Below are 18768 nucleotides of genomic sequence, written 5' to 3'. Positions count from 1 at the left end.
ATTTTTAATTAAAAATTAATCATAGGTTAATTCCAAAAATCTTTTGAGAAATAACGAATACGTTTTCATCTATAAAAAGTAATGACAACTCTTTTCATTTACGTTAAAATAGCATTTCTGATAAAAAAATAAATGGAGAATAATTATGACAACATCTTACTTGCGCAAAGCAACTAAGGCTGACTTGCCAGCCATTTTAGAAATAATTGATGCAGCCAAAGCTTACCTTAAGGAACAAGGAATTAATCAGTGGCAAGCTGGCTACCCTACTAACCAAGATATTGAAAAAGATATTGAACAAAAAATTAGCTATGTTTTAATGGTCGACGGTGAAATTGCCGCCACTGCTGCTTTATGGCCTGATCGAGACGTAAATTACGATGACATGTTGGAAGGAAGTTGGAGAGGTAATCCGGAAGATACTTACATGTCTATTCATCGAATTGCGATGTCTTCTAAATTCCGCGGTCAACGGCTCTCTGAAAAAATGATGTCCGGACTTTTCACAATTAGTTCCGAACTAGGCTACAATGAACTCCGTATTGATACCCACCCCAAAAATAAAGGTATGCAAAAAGTTATTGCTAATAATGGTTTCGAATATCGTGGCATTATCGACTTCAATGACGAAAATGAAGTTGATACAACCCGTTTTGCTTATCAATTATATCTAAATTAATTAGTATATTTTAAAAGAGATTTCAGTCGATACTGAAATCTCTTTTTGTTGTGTTTTGATCTGATTACTTCCTATATATTCAAATAAATTGATCCAAACATGAGCATCGTTCCCGCCATCACGAAAAAGTGCCAAATCAAATGTAGTCCCGGGATGCGCGGAAAGCTATAAATCACCGCTCCCACGGTGAATACCACGCCTCCTGCGACTAGCAACCAAAATCCAGTTGGTGATAAGTTAGCATATAGCGCCTTTCCTGCTAACAAACACATCCATCCCATAATCACATAAATCGTTGTTTCCACCTTTTGAAAACGACCTTTGCTCCAAATATGAGTGATGATTCCTGCCAACGCCATTGCCCAAATCATACTCAACATCAATATCCCACTAGTTCCGCCGACAAAAATAATACAATATGGCGTGTAAGTCCCTGCGATTAGCAAAAAAATATTACTATGGTCGAAAATTTGAAAAACTCGTCTGGCTTTCGTAAATGCTAAACAGTGAAACAACGTTGAAGCCAAATATAACATTAGTAAGGTTGCTCCATAAATAACCAAGCTGGTAATAGCGGTGGATGATAAATTTTGCGTGACGGCTTTAACAATCAATAAAATAACTAAGCCTAAGCTACCAAAAAAGGCCACACCATGGGTCACAGCATTCCAAACTTCGTATATAATCTGATTTCTTCGTGTTTGCACCATTTTTATCCCTCATTTCGTATTATGTAGTTGTTGGTGCCATTATACATAGAATCGTATTCTACGTAAAGCAAAATGCATATCAATTTGAATAAAATTTATGCTATGATACTAGCTGGAGGATTTATTGATGACAGAAGAAACTTATCAAAAGTGGCTACAGGATTTTAAACAACTTCGTTTGCCTGAATTTAAAGACTTTCCAGACCTTGATTTATACATGGACCAAGTCATTCAAGAAGTTAACCGCTACTTGACACCAATCTTAGGTACTAAAATCACCAAAACTATGGTCAATAGTTACGTCAAAATGGAAATTGTAACGCGCCCTACTAAAAAGAAGTACAACGCTAGCCACATTGCTTCTATTATGATGATTAGCATTTTTAAAACTGCTTTTGCGCTAGATACTATCAAACAATTGCTAGCTACAGATGATATTGAAACCTACTTCAACCAATTTATTAGGCGTTTTAATCATGAAATCAGCCATTTAGAAGAACCCGTCGCGTCATTTTCTCAATTAGAAATAGCTATTCGAACCGTTTTATATAAGCTTATCTTAGAGCAAAAAATTGTAAAAAAATAACTACTAACTTTTGAGGTTAGTAGTTTTTTTGACTTTTATTTATCGCCTGGAAGGCTTAGTAATTGTGGTTTACTGAAGAAATAACCTTGGCGGCGGCTAATACCAAAACTTTGGCTTAGCTGATTGTCTGCTTGGTCTTCGATGCCTTCCAATACCAAATGAATATTGTATTCAGAACTAATCGCGTTCCAGAAACGGACCTTTTGTTTGATTTTAGGATCTTGAATTGTAGACTTAAAGTTTTGAACGGCAAATTTAATTTCTGAAGCTAAGGGAAGGAAGTCTTCAATATCTTCAAACTGATTGTGTCCTGTACCCACGTCATCAAGTGAAATTTGGATTCCTTTGCTGACAAAGCGTTCAAGTTGCTCTTTTATTTCTGTAGGTGTGTATTCGCGTTCACTAACATCTTCGGTTAATTCAACGATTAACTTGGTTGGATAAAGTTGACGTTGACTTTCGATGATTGCTTCTGCAATATCAGTATTCATTAATTGGTCACGGTTAACGTTAACTGAACAATAGCGAACCTTTTGGCCTAATATTTTAGTTGTTTCTATCAATAAGTTAGCAAAAACTTTTGTATCAATATCAATAAATGAACTTGGTAGGCGCCAGCCATCTGGAGTTAGCTCCTTAATTAATAGTTCGTATCCTAAAACGGCATTCGTTGCTGTATTAATTTGTTGTTGCGCAAAAAAACGATACTTAGGCATTTAGAATACCTCCTTCGATAATTTAAAAAAATTAATCATATACTATACTATGTATAACGTTTAAGTTATAGTATACTATATAAATACTATAATTCATAATTCATACCATAAAAAAGAGGTGTCATTACAGATGACAGAAAAAATAATCGTCGTTGGTTGTACCCATGCTGGTATTGCAGCGGTCAATGAAATCTTGAAATACCACCCACAAGCGGACGTTACTGTTTTCGAACGACACGATACAATTTCATACTTATCATGCGCCACTTACTTAACATTAGGAAAAACAATATCTAATCTTGATGAAGCGATGTATGCTGATCCCGACTACTACCGGGCTCAGGGGATAGACATGCGTCTACGCCACGATGTGATTGATATTAATGTCGAAGAACATACCGTCTTTGCTCAAGACTTAGAGACTAAAGAATTCACTACCGAATCTTTCGATAAGTTAATCATGGCTACTGGTTCACTCACGTCTATTCCTACTATTCAAGGCGTTGAAAATCCCAAAGTAAAGCTATGCAAGACTTATGAAGAAGCTCGTGACTTATGTGACGAAGCCCAAAATGATGAACGAATCGCTATTATTGGCGGTGGCTATATTGGTGTTGAATTAGCTGAAGGTTACAATAAATCTAACCACGAGGTTATTCTTTTCCATAAAAAAGAGACTCCACTAGACCGTCATATCGAACCTGAAATTGCTGACAAAATTACCAATCTTTTAGAAGATAAAGGCATTCAGGTCAAAACTGGTACGATTGTTAAATCCTTCGAAGATGGCGCTAACGATACCTTAATCGTAAAAACCGCCGACGAAGCGTTTGAAGTAGATATGGCTGTAATTTGTACTGGCTTACTTCCTCAAGCTGATTTATTACAAGGTAAAGTAGATCAACTAACTAATGGAGCAATCGTCGTTAATGATTATATGGAAACATCTAACCCTGATATCTTTGCTGCTGGAGATGCTGCTTCAGTTAAACATAATGGTTTGCAAACCGATGTTTACATGCCATTAGCATCACAAGCCGTTCGCCAAGGGGCCTTGGCTGGTATTAATGTGTTAGATAAACGCCTCCGTTCAATTGGTACCCAATCAACAACTGGAATGCTAATCTTCGGACGCACTTTAGCTTGTAGTGGTGTGACCTTAGCCATGGCTTTGGATGCTGGAATTAACGCTACTAAAGTGGCGTATAAAGGTAGCTACCGTCCAGACTTTATGCCTAATGCTCACAAAGTTGAAATCGAATTAGTTTACGATCGTAACTCCCGTAAGGTTCTGGGAGTACAACTATGGAGCAAACATGATGTTTCTCAAGCTGCGGATACAATCTCAGCCTTAATGCATTATCACGGCACGATTGACGAATTATCCTTTATAGATATGCTATTTTCTCCAAACTTTGATCAACCTTTCAATTACTTAAATCTAGTTGGTCAATTAGCTGTTAAACAAGAAAATGGTTACTTACGAACATAATAATAATAACAAATAAACTACGACAAAAGGTAATGAATCCTTCGAAGTACGAAATTCACTTCGAAAATTACCTAAAGTCGTAGTTTTTTAATATTCTACACGTAAACCTAATAGATATTGCGCAATTTGGGCCGCTTGAGTAGCATTGACCTGCATTCCTCTAATTAAACGCTCTTCTACATCAATTTTTTCAAAAAAACATGTACTGAGATTAACATGCTTCAGCGATGTATCATAAAAGGACATTTGGTCAATTTCACAATGTTCAAATTGAACTGCTCCTTGTAGTTTATTTTCAGCAAAACTACTATCTTTTAGATTGCAGGCATTGAACATTGTATCTTTAACTTTCATTTGATTTAGAGCTGCTAACTGCATATTCGTCCCATCTAACAGAACGTTGTTAAAAATTGCGCCATTCAAGTTGATCCCTAGCATCTTGCAATTTCTAAATTCACATCGATAAAAAACTGCTTCTTCCATTTTACAGTTTGAAAAATCACAGCCAACAAAAATCGAGTCGGTTAACTCTAGCCGATAAAAATCACTTTGATTAAACTTAACGTGTTCAAAGTAAGATTGTTCGATGATGCCCCGTTCAAGGAATTGCTTTTCAGCATTTTGATTTCTAATTTGATGATTTATCAGCATCCGGTCTTCATCCTTGTAAATCTCAAAAAATGACTCCTCTGGTAAATTATCAATAACTATTTTAGGTTTTTGCACTCCTACATCCTCCGCCGTTTTAATGTCCTGCAGTCATCTTAATTCCTATAATCCCAACAATCAACATTATAATAAAAACCCACGTAATATTAGGAATTTGATCATGAAATAAGATTACGCCGACAATGATTGAACCCACTGCACCAATTCCCGTCCAAATCGGATAAGCTAAACTAAGAGGCATCTGTTTAATCGCCAATGATAAAAATACAAAGCTCATAATCATCCCCACTGCGGTCGCGATTCCATATGTTAGAACACTAAATCCTTCGCTGAGCTTCATAGTAGTTGCCCATACGACTTCAAAAATACCTGCCAAAACTAAATAAAACCATGTCATCTTCAATTCCTCCTAAAAAATAAAAAAGGCATCCGTAAAGCTCTTCATTGACCTAATGAGCTTTACAAATGCCTGACCACCCGGTGGTGATTTCCGTTTTAATTTAACCTAATCATAGCAACTTTTTAATTTTCCAGCAAGCTATGTCCTAATTAATCTACTACTTTAGGCTTAGAGTAACCAAAAACTGTACCATCAGGTGAAATCCTCTTTGGAGGCTTTTATCACCTTTTAGCGCAGTTTCATTTAACTTAAATTAAGTTAATTAATCTTTTCAAATACCGTCTTACTCTTCACTTGACCTTGTCCAGCTTTAGCAATTTGATAAGTAAAACTGTGGGCAGTAAATTTCTTACTTGTCGCTAAAATTCCGTTATATTGCCATTGTGAAATTTTACCATCTTTAGTTTCTTGAGCCAGAGTTAAAGTTCCACCTTCAGCTTTATAATTCCAAGAAGTTAACTTAGATTGAGCCTTATATTCTTTGTCAAAATCTTGTTGACTCTTACCTGCCTTGAGGGCAGTAGCCTTATCGGAATTAACTACGGCCCGATCACCACTCTTAGCAAAGGTAACATATAAAGTCTTATCTTTTGAAACACTCTGGTAAAGATAAGTGTTACCCGGTATTTTTTTAGCTACGGAGTGTCCCATATTCCAGTACACACCGCCACATACGATTACGATCACAGCAACGATGATCCCAATAATTGTCCATTTCTTCTTCATCAGCCAAAGTTCCTCTCGGTTAATTATTCTTCAGTATCTGTATTTTCGTCATCATTAGTTGTGACTTGGTTATTACTATCTTCGTCTTCAGAACTTGAGTTTTGATCTTCATCTTCAGTATCTGTATCAGCGTCTTCTGATTCGTCATCAAAGTCAGTATCTTCATCGGAGCTTTCATCAGAACTTGAGTCTACGTCTTCTGAATCTGTATCGGTATCTTCTGAATCTGCACCTTCACTATCTGTATCAGCATCACTATCATCACTATTGCTGTCTTCATCTGAATCGGAATCATCGGTAGTTGTTAAAGTTACGTTGAAACTAAAGTCATCATCGTTAGCTTCAATCATCAATTCAACATTATCCGCTTTATCGATATCTTTAGTCTTACCATCAGCCTTAAGTTGTGCAACAATCTTGTCAGCTAATTTTTCAGCGTTTTCATCTGTAAGCTTATCACTACCGGTTGAAATATTTTGATTATTATCATAAACATCTTCTGTATCTGAATCAGAGTCGTCACTTGTATCATCAGTATTAACATCTGAATCAGAGTCATCATCTTTACCAGTGAAGTCTACAGTTAGCTTGCCATCATTCAAACCTAACTTACTAGATACTTCATTGCTAACTGCATCTGAGAAGTCACTTTCATCCATTTCATCGCTATCTGATTTAGAATCTGAATGATGATTCTTAGAACTTGATTTAGAATCTGATGAACTATCAGTATCACTAGCTGCTTCACCCTTCTTACCATCTGGATCTAAATCAGATATATATTCGTTACTATCATCTTTTGATTTACTAGATGAACTTCCTTCTTCATGACTTATTGGTGAAACATTAATGTTTACCGTGTTATGGCTATTATCAACGAAGTTATTGATAGTTACCTTGGTCTTAGCAACATAAACACCATCACCATAATAGTGCCAATCCGATGGTACTTCACCATCACGATTTAGAACTAAGGTATCACCAGCGTAGATTAAGTCGATATTTTGTATATTATTATCATAAGCTAATTTAGCCATGGAGATGCCTGTAGCATCTGAAATACCAGAAAGTGTGTCTCCCCATTGAATTACGTATTTATTTCCATGCAAATTGTTAGTATCAATATGTTGAGCACTAATATTATTACTAATGTCTTCAGTCGTATTAGCTACCCAGTTAGTAATATCGGCACGTTCAGCATTGGTTTGTTGTGTATAAAAACTATCGGCCATTGCTGTAGAAGTTTGGATAGCTAAAGGTGCAAATAAAAGCGCAGTAGCTAAAGCTGCACCAGTGATTCTTTTTTTATTCATAAAAACTCCTCCAAAAGACTTTTTAATTACTATATATACCTTTTATAGTAAGCTTTTACTTCCTAATACTCAATGACTTTTATACCATAGAGTAAAAAAGCATAGTTCATAGACTGTGATTAACTTTATATCAGATTAATAAAATGTTGAATAGTTCCACTCTCAAAGAGGATATAGATTCCCAATCCAATGTAAACAATAATGGTTACTAAAGTTCCCCATCGATCAAAAATCTTTGCCACTGTTGGGAGGCAAACTAATAGATATCCTAATAGCGCAAACAAGGTCATCATAACTACAAACGTTAGTAAAACAACTATTAAACTAGCCACGCTCAACTGCGTAAATATTGGGACATATATTCCAATATTATCCGCTCCACAAGTCGCAATTGTAATAAAAGCAACATTCAAGATTACGCCGCGCCGATTGTTGATTTGCTTTTGAATCACATCTTCATCGTCAGCAGCGCCCGCAACTATCAACTTGATACCCATAGCAATTGGTATTAATCCCAGCAATCCTAGTATCCATTCGTCGGGGACGGACTTTAAAACCAATGCAATCATTAAACTTGCTGAAACTAAAACAGTTGTACCAACAATATCACCAAAGTAAACTAAAATACGCTTATTTTTAGGAACCATCGCAAATACGACCATCAAAACGATTAAATAGTCTATACTAGTTGATATATATGCAGTTACACCTGTTAAAATATCTTTTATCATCGCTTTTCCTCCCCAACCTTATTTTACATACATATGATAACATATTCATATGAAAGGAAGTTAATATGAAGCAAAAAAATATAAAATTAATTGACGATGTGATGCTCGCTGAGACCCAAAAAATTCTTAGCTTGCTTAAAAACCCGGTGCGACTTCAAATTTTATACATTCTGTCGCAGCAGAGCCTCAGTGTTTCTGAAATTGTAGAACTTCTCCATCTCGATCAGTCGTTGGTCTCTCACCATCTATCAGATTTGCGTAAATACCAGTTAGTTTCAACTAAACGTGATGGTAAATCGATTTTTTATGAACTCGATGATCCGCATATCTTAGATATTGTTAATGAAACTCTTGAACATGCTGATCACGTGCTAAAGGGGAAAAAGCACAATGAAAAATAGCCTAACCCACGGAATTTCCGTCTGGTTAGGCTATTTTTATTTGCATAATTTAGTTTAAGTTAGTTAGTAAAACGCTCTAAAAAATCTAAATATGAATCAAGAATGGTACTAAAGAATTGCGTAGTCGATTGATCAAAATGGTCACCATCCAGATGTTGCGGAACATTACCAATATAAGCTTCCGGTTGTTGAAGGGTTGGCATATCAACAAATACCAAAGACTGGCGAAGGTGTTGGTTTGCCCCAAACCCACCAATTGCTCCAGGGGAAGCCGATACAACCAAAGCTGGTTTGCCACCCCAAACGTTTTCGCCCATGGGTCTAGAACCAACATCAATTGCGTTCTTTAAAGCCGCTGGTACCGAACGATTATATTCAGGAGTAAAGAACATTACCCCTGCTACATTTTGCACAGTATCACGTAGCCTTTGCCATTCTGCTGGGATTTCACCTTGATCTAAATCTTCGTTATACAATGGCAAATCGCCAATCTCAATCCACGTTGCCTCGTATTCTTTAGGTAAGATACTTTCAAATGTTTTTGCCACAAGTCGATTTAATGAACCTTCACGCAAACTACCAACGATAATGCCGATTTCTTTTGCCATAAAATTCCTCCTTGTCGTATTTAAAGCGTTAACAATACCTTAACTACAGTATAGAGAAATTAGTGGTTAATTGATAATGATATGCGTTGGCGTTTTAAAAAATAGTTGGCACTAATCCACCATCAATCCGCAATGCTTCACCAGAAAATGACGATGCATCTGGACTAGCAACAAAGGCTGCAAAACGGCCAATTTCTTCCGGACGAATCAAACGTTGAATTTGAGAACGGGAACGATGGTTTTTCATAAAGTCCGCTTCCCATTCTGATTTAGGCAAATCACTATCAGCGTACATATCTTCTAGCATTTGCTGTACCCCTTCAGTTAATGTCGAACCTGGCATTATGGTATTAACCGTCACATGTGTAGCAACCGTTAGTTTCGATAAGCTCTTAGCTAACGACAAATTCATGGTCTTAGTCATGCTGTATTGAGGCATTTCTCCCGATGGCATCACGGCTTCTTCGCTAGCAATAAAAATGATCCTTCCAAAATCCTGATCTAACATTTTAGGCAAGTAAAATTTAGCTAAAGCATTCCCAGCTAATACGTTAATCTGGAAAAATTTATTCCATGTAGCATCATCAATATCGGCATATTCCATCGGTTGAAAGATTCCCATGTTATTGATTAAGATATCAACCTTGGGATACTGCTCAAAGAGGTGTGTTCGACTAGCTTCATTGGCAATATCAGCAGCTGCACCTTGCGGATTAGTATTTGGAAATTGGGTTTTAATATCAGCCACGACTTGATCAACCTCATCTTGATTCCGTCCGTTAATGATTACGTCAGCCCCCTCACGGGCTAATTCTGTAGCAATGGCTTTCCCAATCCCTTTAGTTGAGCCGGTAATCAAAGCTAATTTATGTGTTAAATGTAAATCCATAGTTTACCTCCTTCTAAAATCTAAAAATCAAATTCATCTGGGTTAGGTCCGACGCGCAAGTTTTCATTCAAAGCATTAATTTGGTCCATATCTTCCGGTGCTAATTCGAAATCAAAAATCTGCGCGTTACTTAGCATTCGTTCGGCACGGACTGATTTAACTACTAACAAAATATTTTGTTGAACATCCCACCGTAGGACAATCTGAGCGACAGACTTATTGTACTTTTGGGCAATCTTAGCTAACACAGCGTTGTCTAAGATTTTTCCTTGCATCAAAGGTGACCAAGCTTGGACTTTGATATCATGTTTAGCTGCATATTCTCGCATCTCGAGCTGACTTAATTGCGGATGAGTTTCGATTTGATTAATCACCGGTGTAATTTCAGCAAATTCCGCTAGAGCTTGGAGATGGTGAATTTGGAAATTACTTACACCAATCGCTTTAATCTTTCCTTGTTTATATAAAGTTTCTAGTGCTCGCCATGCATCTTGAAATGCATTATCTCCTGGCCAATGAATTAGATAAAGATCCAAATAATCTAAACCTAACTTCTTTAGACTACTCTCAAAGGCTGCTATCGTTTCATCGTACGATAAGTGGTCATTCCAAACCTTAGAAGTGACAAATAAATCGGCTCGCTTCAAACCAGTTGCCGTCAACCCGGCTTTAATGCCTGCTCCAGTTCCCGCTTCATTTCCGTAAATCTGTGCTGTGTCGATTAAACGGTAACCATTTTTGATTCCATTTGCAACTACTTGAGCCGTATCTGCATCTGGAATTTGAAAAACTCCCAGACCTAGCCCTGGGATTGCAGTTCCATTATTTAACATTATGCGATCGTTTAAAGAATTAATCATTTTTTTCTCCTTTGAAGTTCAATTATAATTTTAACTATAACTAAACTGTTTCTATTCAGCTAGTACCCACTTTATTGTGCTATACATACCAAAAAGTATGCTTTGTGTTATACTGGCAAAAAAGGAGCGAAACTTTATGACAAAACGAATTTATAATATTGGTGTGGAAGCGACAATGGATGTTATCGGCGGTAAATGGAAGCCCATCATCCTATGTAACCTCCGCCATGGACAACAACGTCCTAGTGAATTACGGCGTAATATCCAAGGAATTAGTCAAAAAATGTTAACCCAACAACTTCGGGAGTTGGAACAGGATAACATTGTAGTTCGTAAATCATACAACACCGTTCCACCTAAAGTGGAATATTACCTAAGCGATTATGGAAAATCGCTTGAAAAATTGCTCGACACATTGTGTAGTTGGGGCGAAATGCACGTTAGCACTTTACAAGCTAAAGGTGAAGACGTAGCACTCGTGAAAGTCGATTAATAAGGGGCGCTAAATTATCGGTACTGCTCTGATAATTAGCGCTTTTTTATTTCACTGATAATTTATTAAATAAAAAATTATCTCGTAACGTTAATTGGTATATTCCATTATATTTTTTAGTAAAAATAATTAAAATATCATCACATTTAGCATTTTTGTGTCATTTTTTAGTTATATATCATTTGTAAGGGTTTACATTAATGATTTTTATCACTATACTGTTTTTGTTACCAAAATATAAAGGAGGAGATTTTTCATGAATAAATTTATGGACTGGTTACAAAATGTCCTAATGCCACCACTTGCTAAAGCGGGGAATAATAAATATCTGGTTTCCATTCGTAACGGACTAGTATTAACCCTACCGGCTGTGATTAGTGGTTCAATTTTCTTAATTATTGCTAATATTCCAATCCCTGCCTGGACGAATTTTATGAAACCATATATGGACGCCATGGGAGTTGCAGTTAATGGTTCTTTCGGAATCATTTCATTGTTAGCTGCCATCGGAATTGGTTACGAATTAGCTAAAGCTTTGGAGTTAGACGCTATCAATGGCGCTGGACTTTCCACGATGGCTTTTATCGTGGCTTCATTCAACAGTAAATACACCCTCGATACTGCAAACTTCGCTTCATCTGGCTTGTTTACAGCGATTGTTTGTTCATTTATTTCCGTTTTGATTTTGAACTTATTCGTTAAAAAAAATTGGGTTATTAAACTGCCAAATGGTGTTCCAGCTGCTGTTAGCCAATCATTTGTTTCACTAATTCCTGGTTTTTTAGTTTTGCTATTATTCTGGGGGCTTCGAGTTCCCCTTCATTTTGATATTAATCTATTTGTTCAAAGCATCTTCCATCCCCTATTATTTGCTATGAACAGTCTACCAGGAATTATGTTCTACACGTTATTAGTTAGTGTTTTGTGGGTAGCTGGTATCCATGGGGATATGACACTCGAAGGGATCTCGGATCCAATCTTCCTTCAATTTCTAACAGCTAATGGTATAGCTTACGCACACCATCAAGCTATACCATACTTAACATCATCTGGTTTTTCTAGTTTATTTGTTAATGTTGGTGGAACCGGTGCAACCATTATGCTTGTATTTTGGATGCTTTCATCCAAGAGTAAGGCTTATCGAGAACTTGGTAAAGTTGCCTTCCCCGGTGCCTTATTTGAAATTAATGAACCCGTAATTTTTGGTTTCCCAATAGTTATGAATCCAATCACCTTGATTCCTTTTATTGTGATTCCTCAAATTTTAACGGTCCTAACCTACATTTTGATGAGCGTCCATTTAGTTCGCCCAGCCGTAATGATGGTTCCTTGGACCATGCCACCAATTATCGGACCTTTAATGGCAACTGGTTGGGATTGGCGTGCAGGAGTTTGGTCAGCAATTGAACTAGTCATTGCCGGAGCAATCTACTATCCCTTCTTCAAAGTGGCTGAAAAACAAATGGTTGCCCAAGAAGCAAGTGAGGCTTAATCTTTCATGAAAATCAAAATTCTATTAAAATATAGTGTAGTAGGTGCGATCTTGATTGCAGCTCTTGCTATTGCGATGACCCAACTTCATTTAACTTCAACCCTAACTAATCGAGTAGTTGAAATCGCTGGTATAATAGTATTTGTAGTACTAGGAGCACTTCTAAAACGAAAAGCAGTTAATAAAAATTAATGAGGCCCAACGACATGGATAAATTAGAACAGTTAACCCAAAAAGATTTGGAAGAATTTTATCAACTATACCTGTACGCCTTTACGAACTTAGATTCAAACGGACGACGAGCTTTCTTTGACCATCGCTACAACCATGCTTTAAAATATGGAATCAAACATAATGGAAAACTCGGAAGCGGGATGTTAAGTATTCCATTTCACGTTAACTTTCATGGTGTGAAATACAAGATGAATGGGATTGGCGATGTCATGAGTTATCCCGAATACGGCGGTAACGGAGCAATTACCCAACTCATGCAACAAGCTTTTAACGATATGTTAGAAGACAACGTTGCTCTCTCATATCTTGCTCCATTTTCATACGATTTCTATCGTCGTTTTGGGTATGAAGAAGTTTTTGATCGTACCATCTATCGGGTTAAAAACACCGACTTACCGAGAGTAAAGATTGACAAAAAGATTGGTAGTATTGAACGTTTAACCTTAGCCGAAGCTATTCCATTTATTAAGGAAGTTTATGCTAATAATCCCAACAGCCACAATGCTGGTTTAATTCGTGAGGATTGGTGGTGGGATTATCTCGTTCTCAAGCATCCTCATTGGCAGGTGGGCGTCTACTTCTCTGAAGACCATTTATCTGCGGGGTACGTTATCTACGAGGGGCTTGATACTACCTTCTCGATTCAAGAAATCATGTTTACTAATTGGGAAAGTTTCCAGTATCTAAGTCGCTTTGTCTGCCAACATGAGTCGATGTTTTCAACTTTCGAATACGCCAGTGGTGACCCTTTAGGCCATCCTGACATTCTAAAGAATCCATCCAATGTTGAAGTTCAGATTAAGCCTTACATGATGGCTCGCATTATTAACCTTGAAACCTTCATTAATCACTATCCATTCTTAAAGAAAATCAAAAGCACTCGTGTTGCAGTTGCTGATAAAATGCTTCCGGCTAATAACGGAATTTGGCGTCTTTTAATCAATGCCAATGGCACTAGCTTTGAGAAAATTAGTGATAACGAAAATAATATGGCTGACATTCGTATATCTATTCAAGAACTCACTAAAGTTTTATTAGGTTATCGTTCCTTAAATGAACTTAATCGAATTGGAGCGATTCGCGGTAGCTATGAGGCTATCACAAATTTAGATGCTACCTTACGTAAAGAACCACCTATGCTATGGGATTACTTTTAAATCAAACTTTAAAAAGGCAAACCAACGTCAGTTGATTTGCCTTTTTATCATTTTTCAGTATAGATAGAACGGAGATTATATCTAATATATTTTTCAAAAAAGTTTACTAAATACATCGTCAGCTGCTTTAGCAATGGAAAAGCGCCTAATCCGATTGCACAAAGCATCAATGTCAGCGGGATTTGATACAAGTTTAAACTAACAGGAGTTACCCATCCCATCATATGGACAACCAGCCATTCACCTACTAATAAGGCTGGAGACACTATAAAGCCGATGATGGAAATCCAAAGACCACATAAGATTCCGGCAACTGCCAAGACAACTCCCATGGTGACAATAACGTTGAACCAGAAAAAACCAAATAATGCTAACCAATTAATTTTTTTCATTTTATGACCTGCTTCCTCTTTCGAATTAGAGGGATGCCTTGCAACCAATTGGTCGAGCGAAACATTATACAACTGCGCAAGATCTTTTAAAGCATATATATTTGGCATCGTTTTTCCTTGTTCCCAACGTGAAATCGTTTGTCTGGTAACATACATTTGTGTCGCCACTTCTTGTTGAGTAAGATCTCGTGCTTGCCGTATTTTTTGTAACGTTGTTCCGATTGACATCCAACCACCCCTTCTAGTTCTACTCTGCCACAGTCATTTTAAAAACCAAGCAACAAACCTGTTACATGGCTTAAAAATCAAGTTTTATTAACTTCATTTTATTCCTTTTGAAGTTAAATTTGGGTTAAAAAAATAATGATAGAAAAAATTTCTATCATCATTTTTATTACTTATAACGTTGATTCTTTTAAAACACCATCGTTAATTTCGAACATTTGATCAGCATACGATTTTAAGCGCATATCATGGGTAACAATTACTACCGCTTTATGACGATCGTGTGCTAGATCCGCAAATAAACGACCAACTTCTTTAACCCGTTCACTATCCAAAGCCGCCGTTGGCTCATCAGCTAAGATAATGGCAGGATCGGGATACAAGGCCCGAGCAATCGCCACTCGTTGCTGCTGACCACCTGATAACTCTGTTGGAAATTTATCAACTAAATCTTCGATTCCTAGTTGTTGCAATAATTTATCTAAACTTTCTTTAGATAAATTACCTTCTTTTTTTACTTTATCGACCAATTTGAATTGATCTTTAACCGTTAGAAATGGTAATAAATGGTAATTTTGTAGAACGAAACCAATGTTATTAAGTCTTAATTTTTCAAGGTCTTTACGGGAACTAGTTTGATAATCTTGTCCATTCACTTTAACTTGTCCAGTAGTTGGAGTCCGCAACCCGCCCCCAATGGTTAAGAATGTACTTTTCCCAGAACCACTGGGACCAATAATCAAGCTCAATGTCCCAGCTTCAGCCTTAAAATTAACGTCATGTAATACGTGAACTTTAGCAATCCCTTTTCCATAAATTTGGTTGATATTATTCATTTCAATTGCAGTCATCATTTATCCTCCAATTACACTTACTGGGTCTAGTTTTAGTACACTTCGTATTGGTAACAAGCCCCCTAACAGCCCTGTGATTACCAATCCTACGGCTACTGATGCAAGGATTGGAATATCAAATGCCATTGGAACTGCAGCAGGTAAAATAGCAGCTGTAGCAGCTGTTAGAGCCGTTCCAATAATGGTTCCACTAATCACCAAAATTAGTGATTGAGCTAACGTGCTCCAAACTAACACGCTACTTGGGATTCCTTGAGCTCGTAAAACGGCATAATTTGGAAGTTTTTGGATAGTAAGGATGTATAGGAAGATGGCAATGACGATTAAAGAAATGACCATTAAAAATCCTATCATCAGTGAGAAGGTCATATTCTGAGCTGAGTAACCTGGAAGCTTCTCAATAAAGGATTTAACTTTGTAAGATTTTAGCGGTTCCTTAACCTTTAAATTCTTAGTTTTAGAAACAATTGCACTAGCCTTAGTCTGTGGTGTAGCATGCTTAAGCGCTTGCCAATCGGATAATTTCCCATAAATTACTGGTGCAATATTTAACTTCGCATTCTTAGTAAAACCGACAATTTTAAATGCTTTATCTGCATCATTCAATTCGATTTTATCGCCAAGTCGGTAACCACTTTGTTCGAATTTTTCATCTACCACTACTTCGTGGTCTTGCTTCACTTTATGCCCACTAGTAAGTTTCAAGTCTTTAGCAATGAATTGATCATTATCAATTCCAACAAAACTAGAAGAAATCTTAGCCTGCTTCCCCTTTTGGTCTTTAGCTACTACCGCAACTTGTCCAATCAAGGCATCTTTTTTAGTTAATTTTTGATCTTTTACTTGTTGATCAGTCACCAACGACTGACTTAAATTAACGTTGGCATCTTGGTTTAAAACTACTGTTTCTACTTTCCAGGAGTTAATGGCATCCGTATTTTGATGAGCTAAACCTAGTGCTAAACTAGTTAAAATAAAAATTAAATAACTAATCAAAACAATCATTCCGATAATTAGACTGTATCGTAATTTTTCTTTTTTGATTTCTTTTAAAGCTAGAAACATAATTATTCCTCCAGAATTTTTAGGACTTTTTCTAATTGGTGTAATCGAGCATCGGTAGTCCCTGGTTCAATCAGTGCGCAACGAATTGTATCGTGGATTAGTGTCATTTCCGCCCACTGTATCTCAGCATGCGGTTCAAGTGGTGCAACTAATCTGGTCACATAAACTTCGTTGTAGTGATAGTGCATTTGAAATAGCTTGTAATACTTACTATTCTGAGTATTCTTAATAAATTGGCGAGCTTCATCGACCAAATTTTCGCCACGCCTTTCATTTTGCCGAATTGCCTGGTGGATATCCTGAATTGCGATTTGATATAAATAACGGTAAGCATCTGGTACATCTTTAAAATAATTATAAAATGCACCACGTGAAATTCCGGCACCTTCCACGATGCGAGCAACTTGTGCTTCTGTAACCGGATGATGCGTGAATTCCAATAATAGCGATTCTTCGATGGCCGTTCTTTTATCCGGTTTCAACTTCTGTAAAACATCTGAAGCCACTCCTCCACCTCCTTAAAATAAAAATGACACCGTGTCAACAATGCTAGAATAGCACAAAGTGACACCGTGTCAAAATTATTTGCTTATTTTTTTAAGTTAACGGTCTGCGTTGCAATTTTCTGGACAAACTCTCGATCATGTTCCACCACTAATAAGGTGGGCTTGAACTTCAAAACTAAATTTTGAATTTGTTCCCGTGTGATTACATCTAGGTAGTTTAGGGGTTCATCCCAAATATATAGATTGGCTTCTTCACACAGCGACCGAGCTAAGGCAACTTTTCTCTTCTGTCCCATACTCATCTGCTCAATTCGATAATCAAACATCGTACGTTCAAAACCCAGTTTTCTCAGCATTGCCAGCAAGTCCTGAACTTCAACCTCCTTTTCGGCAGCAAACTGTTCTAGTGTGCCTTGGAGTTGGTCAAAGTCCTGTGGTAAATATGATATTCGTAAATTTTCGCGTATTTTTAGATTACCTTCAGCAATTAGTTCATTTTGTCCCAACATTGCCTTAATTAAAGTTGATTTTCCAGAACCATTTTCGCCTTGAATAACCATCCGCTCATTCTTCTTTAGTTCAAAATTAAGTGGCTGATTTAATAGTTTTCCAGCTCGTTGTAAAACTAAACTATCCGCTTCTAGTAAAGCATTGTTTTGGGGTCCAAGATACGGTTGATAATTCAATTGAAGTTCATCCTGAATTTCAATATTCTTTAGTAACTGTTTCTTATCTGTTAATTTTTTCTCAGCCCGATCCCGAATATTCAAGGCTTTGCTCATCACTTTAGCTGCTTTATGACCTACAAAACCCTTATCCGGAGCGCCAGCTTTTTTACGTTCCGTTGCTCGGGACCACTCTTGCTTTTGGCGCGTGGCCTGTTCTAATTTTTTTATATCTTTTTTCATCGTGGCATTCAAACTGATTTCACGTTCATCCGCATTGGCACGTTCAGCTGCCCAGGTTTCATAATTCCCCTTAAAGCTACTAATTTGAGCACGATCAATTGAAATAACATGATCAATAACTTGATTTAAAAAGTAACGATCATGACTAACCACAATGTATCCTTGTTTTTGTTTTAAATATTTAGCTAAAAGGTCGCGGCCAGCAGCATCCAAATGATTCGTTGGTTCATCAATCAATTGAAATGAATTTTGATCTGCAAACATGGCTGCTAAAAGGGCTTTAGTTTGTTGCCCCGGACTTAGTGATGCATAAGTCTGCTCTAAAATTTCTTCAGCAAGTCCAATTTGGTCTAATTCTCGCTCAACCTCCCAGAAATCAGAGTAATCGCGACCAGTAATTTTCATCAGGATCATTCGCACCGAATCCTGTGGTTCAGTAATTTTAGCTGGAAAATAATTGAACTTCAGGTTGGTTTCCACTTTCCCCTCATATTCAACCTGATTCTGCAAAATCTTCATCAGCGTTGTTTTACCACGCCCATTTCTGCCAACCAGACCTAATTTCCAGCTCGCATCGATTTCCAACGCTACTTGGTCAAAAACCGGTTTTATTTGGTTATCGTAGCTAAAGCTTACGTTTTTTAATTGTATTATTCCCATTT

At 37.0% G+C, this 18768-nt stretch carries 23 protein-coding genes; 8 read left to right on the top strand and 15 right to left on the bottom strand.

Going from position 1 to position 18768, the window contains the following annotated elements; translation table 11 throughout:
- Positions 1-145 precede the first annotated feature (145 nt).
- Positions 146-679, top strand: a complete 534-nt coding sequence (locus PEPE_RS00190; protein ID WP_002834251.1) for a GNAT family N-acetyltransferase — start codon at positions 146-148, stop codon at positions 677-679.
- A 71-nt stretch (positions 680-750) separates the two neighbouring features.
- Here the strand turns inward: PEPE_RS00190 and trhA are convergent, their stop codons facing one another.
- Positions 751-1389 carry a PAQR family membrane homeostasis protein TrhA gene (trhA, locus tag PEPE_RS00185; RefSeq protein ID WP_011672786.1) on the bottom strand — a complete coding sequence of 213 codons (639 nt, stop codon included), beginning with the start codon at positions 1387-1389 and terminating at the stop codon, positions 751-753.
- 127 nt (positions 1390-1516) lie between these two features.
- Between trhA and PEPE_RS00180 the strand changes: the two genes are divergently transcribed.
- Positions 1517-1975, top strand: a complete 459-nt coding sequence (locus PEPE_RS00180) for a DUF1836 domain-containing protein (protein WP_011672785.1) — start codon at positions 1517-1519, stop codon at positions 1973-1975.
- Between the two features lie 35 nt (positions 1976-2010).
- Here PEPE_RS00180 and PEPE_RS00175 read toward each other — a convergent pair whose 3' ends face one another.
- The gene (locus tag PEPE_RS00175; RefSeq protein ID WP_002833894.1) at positions 2011-2691 is read right to left on the bottom strand and encodes an EAL domain-containing protein; all 681 of its coding nucleotides are present in this window, start codon (positions 2689-2691) and stop codon (positions 2011-2013) included.
- A 130-nt stretch (positions 2692-2821) separates the two neighbouring features.
- On the opposite strand from PEPE_RS00175, the gene PEPE_RS00170 reads away from it, so the two are divergent.
- Positions 2822-4183, top strand: a complete 1362-nt coding sequence (locus PEPE_RS00170) for an FAD-dependent oxidoreductase (protein ID WP_011672784.1) — start codon at positions 2822-2824, stop codon at positions 4181-4183.
- Positions 4184-4270: 87 nt separating this feature from the next.
- On the opposite strand, the gene PEPE_RS00165 is transcribed toward PEPE_RS00170, so the two are convergent.
- From PEPE_RS00165 to PEPE_RS00145, 5 genes are all read right to left on the bottom strand, one after another.
- Positions 4271-4909, bottom strand: a complete 639-nt coding sequence (locus PEPE_RS00165) for a pentapeptide repeat-containing protein (RefSeq protein WP_002833892.1) — start codon at positions 4907-4909, stop codon at positions 4271-4273.
- Positions 4910-4928: 19 nt separating this feature from the next.
- Complete coding sequence (locus PEPE_RS00160; protein ID WP_002833891.1) at positions 4929-5249, bottom strand: DMT family transporter; 321 nt, start codon at positions 5247-5249, stop codon at positions 4929-4931.
- Between the two features lie 261 nt (positions 5250-5510).
- The gene (locus PEPE_RS00155) at positions 5511-5978 is read right to left on the bottom strand and encodes a hypothetical protein (protein ID WP_011672783.1); all 468 of its coding nucleotides are present in this window, start codon (positions 5976-5978) and stop codon (positions 5511-5513) included.
- A 23-nt stretch (positions 5979-6001) separates the two neighbouring features.
- Positions 6002-7291 (bottom strand): LysM peptidoglycan-binding domain-containing protein, encoded by a 1290-nt coding sequence (locus PEPE_RS00150; protein WP_011672782.1) that lies wholly within the window; start codon positions 7289-7291, stop codon positions 6002-6004.
- A gap of 125 nt (positions 7292-7416) precedes the next feature.
- The gene (locus tag PEPE_RS00145) at positions 7417-8022 is read right to left on the bottom strand and encodes a cadmium resistance transporter (protein ID WP_011672781.1); all 606 of its coding nucleotides are present in this window, start codon (positions 8020-8022) and stop codon (positions 7417-7419) included.
- A gap of 65 nt (positions 8023-8087) precedes the next feature.
- On the opposite strand from PEPE_RS00145, the gene PEPE_RS00140 reads away from it, so the two are divergent.
- The gene (locus PEPE_RS00140; RefSeq protein ID WP_011672780.1) at positions 8088-8423 is read left to right on the top strand and encodes an ArsR/SmtB family transcription factor; all 336 of its coding nucleotides are present in this window, start codon (positions 8088-8090) and stop codon (positions 8421-8423) included.
- A 59-nt stretch (positions 8424-8482) separates the two neighbouring features.
- Here PEPE_RS00140 and PEPE_RS00135 read toward each other — a convergent pair whose 3' ends face one another.
- From PEPE_RS00135 to PEPE_RS00125, 3 genes are all read right to left on the bottom strand, one after another.
- Complete coding sequence (locus PEPE_RS00135; RefSeq protein WP_011672779.1) at positions 8483-9031, bottom strand: NADPH-dependent FMN reductase; 549 nt, start codon at positions 9029-9031, stop codon at positions 8483-8485.
- A 94-nt stretch (positions 9032-9125) separates the two neighbouring features.
- Complete coding sequence (locus PEPE_RS00130; protein WP_011672778.1) at positions 9126-9920, bottom strand: SDR family NAD(P)-dependent oxidoreductase; 795 nt, start codon at positions 9918-9920, stop codon at positions 9126-9128.
- A 20-nt stretch (positions 9921-9940) separates the two neighbouring features.
- The gene (locus PEPE_RS00125) at positions 9941-10780 is read right to left on the bottom strand and encodes an aldo/keto reductase (RefSeq protein WP_011672777.1); all 840 of its coding nucleotides are present in this window, start codon (positions 10778-10780) and stop codon (positions 9941-9943) included.
- Positions 10781-10916: 136 nt separating this feature from the next.
- Between PEPE_RS00125 and PEPE_RS00120 the strand changes: the two genes are divergently transcribed.
- The 4 genes from PEPE_RS00120 (at position 10917) to PEPE_RS00105 (ending at position 14156) form a co-directional block, all read left to right on the top strand.
- Positions 10917-11273, top strand: a complete 357-nt coding sequence (locus tag PEPE_RS00120) for a winged helix-turn-helix transcriptional regulator (RefSeq protein WP_011672776.1) — start codon at positions 10917-10919, stop codon at positions 11271-11273.
- Between the two features lie 256 nt (positions 11274-11529).
- The gene (locus PEPE_RS00115) at positions 11530-12765 is read left to right on the top strand and encodes a PTS sugar transporter subunit IIC (protein WP_011672775.1); all 1236 of its coding nucleotides are present in this window, start codon (positions 11530-11532) and stop codon (positions 12763-12765) included.
- Positions 12766-12771: 6 nt separating this feature from the next.
- Positions 12772-12957, top strand: coding sequence for a hypothetical protein (locus tag PEPE_RS00110; RefSeq protein WP_011672774.1), 186 nt, complete (start codon positions 12772-12774; stop codon positions 12955-12957).
- 14 nt (positions 12958-12971) lie between these two features.
- Positions 12972-14156 (top strand): GNAT family N-acetyltransferase, encoded by a 1185-nt coding sequence (locus PEPE_RS00105; protein WP_011672773.1) that lies wholly within the window; start codon positions 12972-12974, stop codon positions 14154-14156.
- A gap of 47 nt (positions 14157-14203) precedes the next feature.
- Here PEPE_RS00105 and PEPE_RS00100 read toward each other — a convergent pair whose 3' ends face one another.
- The 5 genes from PEPE_RS00100 to abc-f all read right to left on the bottom strand — a co-directional run bounded on the left by PEPE_RS00100 (position 14204) and on the right by abc-f (position 18766).
- Positions 14204-14776, bottom strand: a complete 573-nt coding sequence (locus PEPE_RS00100; RefSeq protein WP_011672772.1) for a helix-turn-helix domain-containing protein — start codon at positions 14774-14776, stop codon at positions 14204-14206.
- A 170-nt stretch (positions 14777-14946) separates the two neighbouring features.
- Positions 14947-15624 (bottom strand): ABC transporter ATP-binding protein, encoded by a 678-nt coding sequence (locus tag PEPE_RS00095; RefSeq protein ID WP_002833878.1) that lies wholly within the window; start codon positions 15622-15624, stop codon positions 14947-14949.
- Positions 15625-15627: 3 nt separating this feature from the next.
- On the bottom strand, positions 15628-16692 hold the full coding sequence (locus PEPE_RS00090) for an ABC transporter permease (protein WP_002833877.1): 1065 nt from the start codon (positions 16690-16692) through the stop codon (positions 15628-15630).
- A 2-nt stretch (positions 16693-16694) separates the two neighbouring features.
- Positions 16695-17198, bottom strand: a complete 504-nt coding sequence (locus PEPE_RS00085; RefSeq protein WP_011672771.1) for a TetR/AcrR family transcriptional regulator — start codon at positions 17196-17198, stop codon at positions 16695-16697.
- Between the two features lie 83 nt (positions 17199-17281).
- Positions 17282-18766 (bottom strand): ribosomal protection-like ABC-F family protein, encoded by a 1485-nt coding sequence (abc-f, locus tag PEPE_RS00080; protein ID WP_011672770.1) that lies wholly within the window; start codon positions 18764-18766, stop codon positions 17282-17284.
- Between the last annotated feature and the right edge of the window lie 2 nt (positions 18767-18768).

It is taken from the genome of Pediococcus pentosaceus ATCC 25745 (genome assembly GCF_000014505.1).
GTDB lineage: Bacteria > Bacillota > Bacilli > Lactobacillales > Lactobacillaceae > Pediococcus > Pediococcus pentosaceus.
Note: the sequence above shows the minus strand (reverse complement) of the source record. Positions and strands in the feature narration are given on the sequence as shown.

Bases quoted from the DNA above. Each gene is read 5' to 3' on its own strand.
- PEPE_RS00190 (WP_002834251.1), top strand. From the start codon at position 146: ATGACAACATCTTACTTGCGCAAAGCAACTAAGGCTGACTTGCCAGCC.
- trhA (WP_011672786.1), bottom strand. From the start codon at position 1,389: ATGGTGCAAACACGAAGAAATCAGATTATATACGAAGTTTGGAATGCT.
- PEPE_RS00180 (WP_011672785.1), top strand. From the start codon at position 1,517: ATGACAGAAGAAACTTATCAAAAGTGGCTACAGGATTTTAAACAACTT.
- PEPE_RS00175 (WP_002833894.1), bottom strand. From the start codon at position 2,691: ATGCCTAAGTATCGTTTTTTTGCGCAACAACAAATTAATACAGCAACG.
- PEPE_RS00170 (WP_011672784.1), top strand. From the start codon at position 2,822: ATGACAGAAAAAATAATCGTCGTTGGTTGTACCCATGCTGGTATTGCA.
- PEPE_RS00160 (WP_002833891.1), bottom strand. From the start codon at position 5,249: ATGACATGGTTTTATTTAGTTTTGGCAGGTATTTTTGAAGTCGTATGG.
- PEPE_RS00155 (WP_011672783.1), bottom strand. From the start codon at position 5,978: ATGAAGAAGAAATGGACAATTATTGGGATCATCGTTGCTGTGATCGTA.
- PEPE_RS00150 (WP_011672782.1), bottom strand. From the start codon at position 7,291: ATGAATAAAAAAAGAATCACTGGTGCAGCTTTAGCTACTGCGCTTTTA.
- PEPE_RS00145 (WP_011672781.1), bottom strand. From the start codon at position 8,022: ATGATAAAAGATATTTTAACAGGTGTAACTGCATATATATCAACTAGT.
- PEPE_RS00140 (WP_011672780.1), top strand. From the start codon at position 8,088: ATGAAGCAAAAAAATATAAAATTAATTGACGATGTGATGCTCGCTGAG.
- PEPE_RS00135 (WP_011672779.1), bottom strand. From the start codon at position 9,031: ATGGCAAAAGAAATCGGCATTATCGTTGGTAGTTTGCGTGAAGGTTCA.
- PEPE_RS00130 (WP_011672778.1), bottom strand. From the start codon at position 9,920: ATGGATTTACATTTAACACATAAATTAGCTTTGATTACCGGCTCAACT.
- PEPE_RS00125 (WP_011672777.1), bottom strand. From the start codon at position 10,780: ATGATTAATTCTTTAAACGATCGCATAATGTTAAATAATGGAACTGCA.
- PEPE_RS00120 (WP_011672776.1), top strand. From the start codon at position 10,917: ATGACAAAACGAATTTATAATATTGGTGTGGAAGCGACAATGGATGTT.
- PEPE_RS00115 (WP_011672775.1), top strand. From the start codon at position 11,530: ATGAATAAATTTATGGACTGGTTACAAAATGTCCTAATGCCACCACTT.
- PEPE_RS00110 (WP_011672774.1), top strand. From the start codon at position 12,772: ATGAAAATCAAAATTCTATTAAAATATAGTGTAGTAGGTGCGATCTTG.
- PEPE_RS00105 (WP_011672773.1), top strand. From the start codon at position 12,972: ATGGATAAATTAGAACAGTTAACCCAAAAAGATTTGGAAGAATTTTAT.
- PEPE_RS00100 (WP_011672772.1), bottom strand. From the start codon at position 14,776: ATGTCAATCGGAACAACGTTACAAAAAATACGGCAAGCACGAGATCTT.
- PEPE_RS00095 (WP_002833878.1), bottom strand. From the start codon at position 15,624: ATGACTGCAATTGAAATGAATAATATCAACCAAATTTATGGAAAAGGG.
- PEPE_RS00090 (WP_002833877.1), bottom strand. From the start codon at position 16,692: ATGTTTCTAGCTTTAAAAGAAATCAAAAAAGAAAAATTACGATACAGT.
- abc-f (WP_011672770.1), bottom strand. From the start codon at position 18,766: ATGGGAATAATACAATTAAAAAACGTAAGCTTTAGCTACGATAACCAA.